The organism is Sphingomonas sp. LH128 (assembly GCF_000293195.2).
GTDB lineage: Bacteria > Pseudomonadota > Alphaproteobacteria > Sphingomonadales > Sphingomonadaceae > Novosphingobium > Novosphingobium resinovorum_A.
In genome coordinates this window covers 1-8,614 of sequence record NZ_ALVC01000218.1, presented here as the reverse complement: position 1 = coordinate 8,614, position 8,614 = coordinate 1, and the positions used below count along the sequence as shown (strand labels likewise).

Here is an 8,614-nt window from a genome sequence, read left to right as displayed (position 1 = left end):
GTGGATGACTATCGCCGTCATGGGGATGGCCACATACTTCCTGGCATCGGCTTCGGCAGCAGCGGCACCCTCCCTCCGATTGAAGATCTGCGCCGGCTCCACGCCGAAGGCAAAATGCAGGCGCTGAGCGAGATTACCACGCAATATGCCGGCATCGCCCCCGACGATCCACGCATGGAGCCCTTTTTCGCTTTCGCGGAGGCCAACGACATCCCGATCGGCATCCACATGGGGCCCGGGCCCCCTGGGACAGCTTACTTCGCCACGCCGCATTATCTCGTCTCGGCCGGTGATCCGCTCCGCCTAGAACCCGTGCTCATCCGTCATCCCAAGCTGCGGGTCTATGTTGCCCACGCCGGCTGGCCTTTCGGAGACGCGATGATCGCGATGATGTTCGCCCATCCGCAGCTCTATGTCGATGTGGCTGTTCTCGACTGGGCCTATCCCGACCAGCAATTCTACCCCTATCTGCGTCGGCTGATCGACGCAGGTTTCGAACGGCGGATCATGTTTGGGTCCGACAACATGGTATGGCCCGACGCTATCGGAATCGCGATCGAGCGGATCAGACGCGCGCCCTTTCTCACAGAGAGGCAAAAGCGTCTGATCCTCCACGACAACGCCGCTTCCTTCCTTCGCATCAAGGGATAAGGGGCGGTACGGCGGGACAATGCGCTTGCACGCGGAGTGCCGTTCCGCGACACTCTCGCTGAGCCGCAGTCATCGCGCGTTCAGCCTTCGAATGGCAATTTGACCTGTGCTTGAATTGTAAGGGAGATCCCCATGCGAACCACGCACAAACTTCTGCTCGGCGGCTGTCTTGCCGCCTCGCTGGTGGGCGGTGTGGCCTATGCCGCGTCCCACGAGCACAAAATGACCGTCAACCTGCCGGGCGGTGAGATCGCCCACATCACCTATTTCGGCGATACACCTCCGCAGGTCAAAATTTCCCAAGCCCAGCCAGACCAGATCGACTTCGTCGATGCGGCCTTCCAGCCTTTCGCGCAGATGGACCGGATATCGGCGCTGATGGATGCGCAGATGAACGCCATGATGCGGCGCGTCGTGGATCTCCATGCCCAAAGCGCTGACGTGACGGCGAGCGAGGCACCGCATTTCGTGTCCTTCTCCGGCCTGCCGAAGGGCACGCAGGTCCACTACAGCTATAGCTCGACCACCATCGGTCCCAATGGATGCGCGCAGAGCGTGACCTGGACCTCGGACGGCACGGCGAACGCGCAGCCGAAGATGACGAAGACCAGCACCGGCGACTGCAGCGCCGCGGCCAAGCCGCAGATGCAGACGACCAGCGGATCGGCGCAGGCTCAGGCGGGTCCGTCCCACACGACCTGATGCGGGCCGCCCGGGTCCGGTGACGCTTTGGCCGCGTGCGTGAGCGCGCGGCCATTGGCGTGAGGACATCTCATCGCATTCCTTTGCGGACCCTGCGGCTTCCGACATCGACCAAAGCCGGCGTAGCCAGTGCCGCGCCGCCCGTTCCCATCTCGAGAAAGGAAGGAAGAGGAGAATTTCGTGCGAAATCCTGACAGGATCTTTGCCTCCCTATTAAGCACCGCCGCCGCCCTGGGTCTTGTCATCGGCCAGCCATCGTCGGCTGCAGCGCAATCGCCGCCCGCCGCATCGCCAGTCGTGCCGCGCCCAGGCGCGCCGCAAAGCTTTGCCGATCTCACCGAAAGGCTGGCGCCCGCCGTCGTCAACATCTCGACCCGCCAGCGCGTGCAGATGCCGAGCTTCAGCCCCTTTGCCGGCACGCCCTTCGAGCGCTTCTTCGGCGGTCCCACCGGACCGCGCACCCGCGAGGCCCAGTCGCTCGGCTCAGGCTTCATCCTGTCCGCCGACGGCTACATCGTCACCAACAACCACGTCATCACCGCCGACGGGCAGGGCAAGGTCGAGACGATCACCGTCACCCTGCACAATGGCGAGGAGTATCCGGCGACCCTCGTCGGTAGCGATCCCGCCTCGGACCTGGCGGTCCTCAAGATCACGTCGCGCAAACCGCTGCCCTTCGTGAACTTCGGCGATTCCACGCGCGTCAGGGTTGGCGACTGGGTGCTCGCGATCGGCAATCCTTTCGGCTTGGGCGGCACGGTCACGGCCGGTATCGTCTCGGCGGTCTACCGCAATACCGGTACAGGGCGCGCCTATGACCGCTATCTGCAGACCGACGCCTCGATCAACCGCGGCAATTCGGGCGGACCGATGTTCGACAGCAGCGGGCGGGTCATCGGCATCAACAATGCGATCTTCTCGCCAACGGGCGGAAATGTCGGGATCGGCTTTGCCATCCCCGCGGAGATCGCCGCGCCGATCGTCGAAAAGCTCATGGCCGGCAAGGCCATCGAACGCGGTTATCTGGGCGTGACCATACAGCCGATGACCGAAGACCTCGCGTCATCGCTCGGCGTTCCGCGAGACCGCGGCGAGTTCGTCCAGAGCGTGGAGCCCGGCGGGCCGGCGGCACAGGCCGGCATCCGCGCCGGCGACGTTATCCTGCGGGTCGACGGCAAGGACGTCACCCCAAGCCAAAGCCTGTCGTTCCTGGTCGCGAGCGTCGAACCTGGCCGCAAGGTCGCAGTCGAACTCATGCGCGGCAACCAGCGCATGACCGTGACTGCCACGCCGGTGCTTCGTCCCAGCGAGGACAAGCTCGCCCGGCAGGGTTTTGGCCGCGATGACCGTCGTTTCGACGATTTCGACAAGGATCGCGCGTCACCCAGCGAAAAGACACTCGGGCTTGCCGTCGAACCGCTGACCCCAAGCATCGCGCGTCAACTCGGTGCGAGCGACGTCTCCCAGGGTCTCGTCATCAGCAGCGTCGAGGGCAATTCCGATGCGGCGCGCAAGGGCCTCAGCCGCGGCGACATCATCCTGTCGGCTAACAACCGGCCGGTGGCGAGCGCCGTTGATCTCGAGGCCGCGATCCGGCAGGCCAGGACGGCGGGACGATCGGCTATCCTCCTACGGGTCAAGGGGCGCGGCGAAGCGCCGGCCTATGTGCCGGTACGGCTGCGATAGGGCGGCACCAGGGCAGCGTCCTCGGCCGACGAGGGCGCTGCCTTCCTGGCAGCATCGTCGAGACGGGGAGGCTAGACGGCAACGTGTGGCCAGCGCGTAACTGATCTTATGATGTTTCATACATCACAATTCAATCTTACGAAATGACAGCCAATGTGCTAAGATTCGCCGCATCGGAACAACGGCGGGGTGTTCAGGCAGTCGATCGAGACGCTTGCGAGCGGAGCGGTTGGCGCTGACACATAAGCGGGAGACATGATGACGGCGCGGACAGTTCGAGAATTCCTTCTCCTTCACAACCAGCGATTGTACGATTTTCTCTGCCAAGGCTTGGCCGACCGGTCGCTTGGCTCGCAGGACTTGGCTCAGCTTTCCGCAATCCATCTGGCGAACCGCCGCGAGATTGCGCGGTGGGATCGCGATTTGTCGTGCGGCACCGCGACTAGCTGCGCGTAGGGACGCGCCGCCGATGAACCGCTATGAGCGAAGCGTCTGGGGTCTCGCCGCCTGTTTTTCCGCGCTCGCCGGCTTTGTCGACGCGCTCGGCTTCCTGTATCTCGGCGGCTTCTTCGTCTCCTTCATGAGCGGCAACTCCACGCGGCTTGCCGTCGGGTTGAGCGAGCATGTCGCAGACGCCCTGACCGCCGGCGGGCTGATCGCATCCTTCGTCGTGGGCGTCATGCTCGGCTCACTGTGCGGACGAACCATCAGGCGCGCCCGCCATGGTGCGCTCATGTATCTCATCGCGGCCATGCTGACTGCCGCTTCTTTGCTTGCGGCGGCCGACGCGACCTGGGCCGCGGCTGCGGTGCTCGCCATGGCAATGGGCGCAGAAAATGCCCTGTTCGAACATGATGGCGAGGTACAGATCGGCCTCACCTACATGACCGGTACGCTCGTGAAGCTGGGCCAGCGCCTGTTGTCCGCGCTTATGGGCGGCGACCGGTTCGGATGGGTTCCCTATCTCTTGCTATGGCTTGGCCTCCTGGCGGGCGCAGTGCTGGGCGCCATGCTGTTCGGCCTCATCGGCCACCAGGCCATCTGGGTTGCCGCCGCTTCGGCCTTGCTGCTTGGCATCGCTCTCCATCGCCGCGACGTGAACCTGACACCCTCGGCGAAGGCGCCGCGCCCATGACCGACGGGGGCGGGGTAGGGCCGTCGATCGATCTCGAGCTGTTTCACGACATGGTCTTCGATCTGCGGTTCGATCGGCCTGCGCCAGGCAGCAATCTCGAGGGCCGCTTCCAGCGCGCAGGGAACATCCCGATCGCGCTCGACGCGCCTTTTGGCGAGACGGGGCCGATGCTGTTCCGGTTCGGTGACATGTTGTCGCTCCTCTTCGACTGGACCACGGTCCAGAGCGGCATGCGGATCAGCGATCCCGACCATCTCCTGTTCGACTATACGCGCATGATGATGGGCTTCCGCCTGTTCCGTCCCGCGCCGCGAAAGATCGAAATGATTGGCCTGGGTGGCGGATCGCTCGCCAAGGCCTGCTATCGCTGCCTGCCCCAGTGCGACATCACCGTGGTCGAGATCGATCCCGCAGTCATCGACCTGCGCGAGCAGTTCCACATTCCGCCCGACGACGACCGGTTCCGCGTGATCTGCGCTGATGGCCTGGACTATATCCTCAGCGCCCCCGGCGCGCCCGACATCCTCATTCTCGACGGCTTTGACAGCCGGGGCCTTCCCCCGGCGCTGAGCGAGCGGTCCTTCTACGACAGCTGCCGAGATCGCCTCGGCAGAAACGGACTGCTGGTGGCCAATCTGTGCGACAATGCCATGGCCTTTACCACGCTCGAACGCCGTATCGGGGCCAGCTTCGAGAACCGCACGATCGTCGTTCCGGCCGAAAATGGCGGGAACCGTGTCGTCTTCGCGAGCATCGACCCCGCGTTTCCGCCCGCGCGTCAGACCGTTCGCGGCCATCTGCCCGATACGGATGTCGTCGATTACGATGCCAAGGCTCGCAGGATCGTACGCGCTCTGGCGCGCGCCTCGCTCGAGGTGCCCGGTACCGAACATTGACACGGGTTGATCGGACTTTTGCGGCCAGCGTCTGATCCCAAGGAGAAGGAAAGGGGGAACAGGACGGTAAGCAAGGAGGATATCATGCCGCTCACAGCCCTCAGACCGTCCCAGGAACTCATCGATCTCGTTGGCGCCCTGGGGGGCACATGGAGCGGCAATGTCGCCATGTGTCGATGCCCAGCCCATGCCGACAGCGACCCCAGCCTTTCGATCCGCCAGGGCGACCGCGGTATCCTCGTGACCTGCTTTGCCGGCTGCGCCCGCGAAGACGTGCTGCGTGAGCTTCGGCGCGTGCGAGCGGGCCGACATTTTCCTGCACCCAGCAGCGCCGAAGGGCGGGGAAGGGGCGATCCACAGCGCGTCTGGGACCAGGGCACCGAGATCATCGGTACGCTTGGGGAAACCTACCTGCGCGGGCGCCACCTCGTGCCGCTCGTCCAGGGCCTGCGGTTCCATCCACGTTGTCCCTATCTTCCCAAGCCGCGAACGCAGTTTCTTCCCGCCTTGCTGGTCCCCGTCCAGGAAGGTCAGCGCCTGACCGCCATCCAGCGCATCTTCCTGGACCCTGATGGCCGCTATACGCGCAAGGTCATGCTGGGCACGCCGGGGCGCGGGGCGTGGCAAGGCGCGCGTCCCGCGGATATCCTCGCCATTGCAGAGGGTTTCGAGACCGCGCGGGCCTTCACCCTGCTGCGCGGCATTCCGTGCTGGGCCAGCCTGGGTGCCCGAAGGCTTCACCAGCTTCAGATACCCGCTTCAGTGACGCGGCTCTTCGTGGCGGGTGACAATGATCCCGAAGGCCAGCGTGCCATGGCGCAGGCGATGGAATGCTATGCGCGCCCCGATCTTGACCTCGTGGAAGCGCTGCCGCCCGCTCCCTTCAAGGATTGGGCGCGGGTGCTCGAAGCCGAGGTCCAAGCCGGTCGGCGCTGAACTTTGCGCATTGCGCAGGATTGGGTTCCCGGGGCCGCGCCATCCCCCGCTTTTGTGCGACGGCCGGAAACCATTTTGCGATGACCTGCGTTTATACCTGTCACGCGTAGCAATTTTTCCGCCTTCGGGGGCTATCTTCTCATGTCCAATGTGGTGCCTTTCGGGGCCACGTCGTCTGTCCATCGCCCGCTCGAGCAGGCGAGCGGACCATTCGCCGACATCGACCTCATCCACTCGATCAGCGTGGCGCTGATCGGCGAGCAGGACCGCGTCGAGCTCTATGGCAAGATCGTGGACGCGGCGATCACGATCGCCCAGTCGCAGTTCGGTACGATGCAGCTCGTCGTGCCAGGCTGCGATGTCTCGGGCCATGCGGGCTGCCTCCAGCTTCTCTGCTCGCGGGGCCTGCCGCCCGAGGCGGTGCAGTTCTGGCAGATCGTCAGCCCCGCGGCTCACAGCAGTTGCACGAAGGCGCTCAAGACCGGCAGCCGCGCGATCATTCCCGATTATGAGGAATGGGACGAGATCGCGGGCACCGAGGATCTCGAGGCGTTCCGCCGCACCGGCATCCGATCCGCGCAGACCACGCCGCTTCTCGCGCGCGACGGACGCCTGCTCGGGATGATCTCGACCCATTGGACCGAGCCGCACGAGCCCTCGCCGCGCGACCTCCGGCTCCTCGACATCCTCGCCCGCCAGGCAGCCGATCTTCTCGAACGGACGATTGCCGACGAAGCGCTGCGCGAACGCAAGGAGGAACTCGACCGGACCTGCGCGGCGCTGCGCGAATCCGAGCAACTCCAGAAGATGCTGACCGGCGAGCTCAGCCACCGCGTCAAGAACATGCTCGCAACCGTCCAGGCAATCTCGACACAGACCCTGCGCAACTGCAGCGATCCCGCCGAGTTCGTCGAGAGCTTTTCGGGCCGCATCCAGTCGATGGCCCGGGTCCACTCGCAGCTCAGCACCACGGACTGGAAAGGTACGCAGCTGCGCGCCGTCGTTGAAGACCAGATGAAACTCGGCCATATCGACGAGCCGCGGATTGCCGCGTCAGGCCCCGACATCCATCTCGATGCCAATGCCGTGCCGAAGATGGCGATGATCCTGCACGAGCTCGGCACCAACGCGCGCAAATACGGCGCTCTCTCTCGTGCTGGCGGCACGGTCGACATCCGCTGGACGGTGCGGCCGGAACAGCTCGCGCTTAGCTGGATCGAGCGCGGTGGTCCCAGGGTCCAGGTGCCCCTCCGCCGCGGGTTTGGATCGCGGCTGATCGAAGCGACCGTTCGCGGCGTTCACGGCAATGCCGATATGAGCCTCGAGGCCGAGGGCGTACGCTGGGAGATCCAGTTTCCGCTACCGGACGACGAGGACTCAGTTGAAGAGGCTGGCAAACGGCGGCCGGGGCAGGGTTCGCTCGCCGAGCAGGCCGGCCTTGGGCCATCGCGCGAACCGGCATGGCGCAATCTTGCAGGCAAGCACGTGCTTGTCGTCGAGGACGAGCCGCTCCTGGCCCTCGATCTCGTCGGCCAGCTCGAGGACGCAGGCACCATCATCGTCGGACCCGCCGCCGATCCGCGCGCGGCGCTCGACCTCATCGCGCACCATCGGATCGACGTCGCCCTACTCGACGCCAATCTTTCGGGTGAACCGGTCGACGATATCGCGCATGCGCTCGCCGCGCGGTCCATCCCCTTCCTGTTCATGAGCGGCTATGGGCGCGAGAACCTGCCCCCGGCTTTTCCGCATATCGAACTGCTCTCCAAGCCGTTCGACGCGCGGCAGCTTCTCACGCTTGCCGACAGGATGCTTGCCTGACCGATTGGGGGTAGGCGCGCCGTGCTGGCTTCTAGCGCTTAGGGACGTCCGGGGCCGGCTTGGCGGCCGCTATGCCAAGTTTCCGGCGGCCCTTGCCACTTGCCTTAGCGGCCGGTGCCGGTTCACCGGGCTTGCGGCCAAGGCCATTTGCCTTGGCAAGTGTGCTGCGGCGCTCCCTGTAGCTCGGCGCCACCATGGGATAGTCTTTGGGCAGACCCCATTTCGCGCGATAGGCATCGGGCGACAGGCCATAATGGGTCGCTAGGTGGCGCTTGAGCATCTTCATCTTCTTGCCGTCTTCCAGGCACACCAGATAGTCCGGCTTGACCGAATGGCGGATCGACACTGCCGGACGAAGCTCTTCCGGTTGGGGCTCTGGGGCCGGCGCCACCGCCTGGTTCAACGCGCCATAGACGCCCTCGATCAGCGCCGGCAGGTCGGCCGCCGGCACGGCATTGTTCGAGACATGAGCCGCAACGATATCGACGGTGAGTGTGACAAGAAGATCTTGGGCCAATCTGGTCTCCCTTTCTCGGGAATGGTCGTCAGCGCTGTAGTCCGCTGATCGCCGTCTTCATATTGCGGATCGCGATGCCTGCAAGCAGGATCACTCGGAGGCGTCACTGGAAGGGAGCGCAACGACCCATCTGGCGCGGACCAGCCGACTGACCAGCACCAGCATGCTAGCGTGAGCCCCGAGGGCGGAGAGCGACCAACGCACGAACATGACGTAATCGCGGGAGCGCCGGCCATGGGCAACGGGCTCGAGATTACTGGAAGGTTGGTT

At 64.8% G+C, this 8,614-nt stretch carries 9 protein-coding genes; 7 read left to right on the top strand and 2 right to left on the bottom strand.

Going from position 1 to position 8,614, the window contains the following annotated elements:
- The 7 genes from LH128_RS17620 to LH128_RS17590 form a co-directional block, all read left to right on the top strand.
- On the top strand, window positions 1-651 hold a 651-nt coding region (locus LH128_RS17620), incomplete at its 5' end, for an amidohydrolase family protein (RefSeq protein WP_172705103.1).
- A 132-nt stretch (window positions 652-783) separates the two neighbouring features.
- Window positions 784-1,353 carry a hypothetical protein gene (locus tag LH128_RS17615; protein ID WP_008831024.1) on the top strand — a complete coding sequence of 190 codons (570 nt, stop codon included), beginning with the start codon at window positions 784-786 and terminating at the stop codon, window positions 1,351-1,353.
- A gap of 180 nt (window positions 1,354-1,533) precedes the next feature.
- Entirely contained in the window at window positions 1,534-3,039 is a 1,506-nt protein-coding gene (locus tag LH128_RS17610) for a Do family serine endopeptidase (RefSeq protein ID WP_202196485.1), read from the top strand.
- A gap of 469 nt (window positions 3,040-3,508) precedes the next feature.
- Window positions 3,509-4,174 carry a YoaK family protein gene (locus LH128_RS17605; protein ID WP_008831021.1) on the top strand — a complete coding sequence of 222 codons (666 nt, stop codon included), beginning with the start codon at window positions 3,509-3,511 and terminating at the stop codon, window positions 4,172-4,174.
- Window positions 4,171-5,070: a fused MFS/spermidine synthase gene (locus tag LH128_RS17600; protein ID WP_008831020.1), complete on the top strand. Its 900-nt coding sequence runs from the start codon at window positions 4,171-4,173 to the stop codon at window positions 5,068-5,070. The genes LH128_RS17605 and LH128_RS17600 overlap by 4 nt, the downstream gene beginning before the upstream one ends.
- A gap of 84 nt (window positions 5,071-5,154) precedes the next feature.
- The gene (locus tag LH128_RS17595) at window positions 5,155-6,006 is read left to right on the top strand and encodes a DUF7146 domain-containing protein (protein WP_008831019.1); all 852 of its coding nucleotides are present in this window, start codon (window positions 5,155-5,157) and stop codon (window positions 6,004-6,006) included.
- A gap of 141 nt (window positions 6,007-6,147) precedes the next feature.
- Entirely contained in the window at window positions 6,148-7,827 is a 1,680-nt protein-coding gene (locus LH128_RS17590; RefSeq protein ID WP_008831018.1) for an HWE histidine kinase domain-containing protein, read from the top strand.
- A gap of 31 nt (window positions 7,828-7,858) precedes the next feature.
- Here the strand turns inward: LH128_RS17590 and LH128_RS17585 are convergent, their stop codons facing one another.
- Window positions 7,859-8,344, bottom strand: a complete 486-nt coding sequence (locus tag LH128_RS17585) for a MucR family transcriptional regulator (RefSeq protein ID WP_008831017.1) — start codon at window positions 8,342-8,344, stop codon at window positions 7,859-7,861.
- Between the two features lie 90 nt (window positions 8,345-8,434).
- Window positions 8,435-8,614 (bottom strand): hypothetical protein (locus tag LH128_RS34630; protein WP_037520027.1); only part of this gene is annotated, 180 nt, incomplete at its 5' end.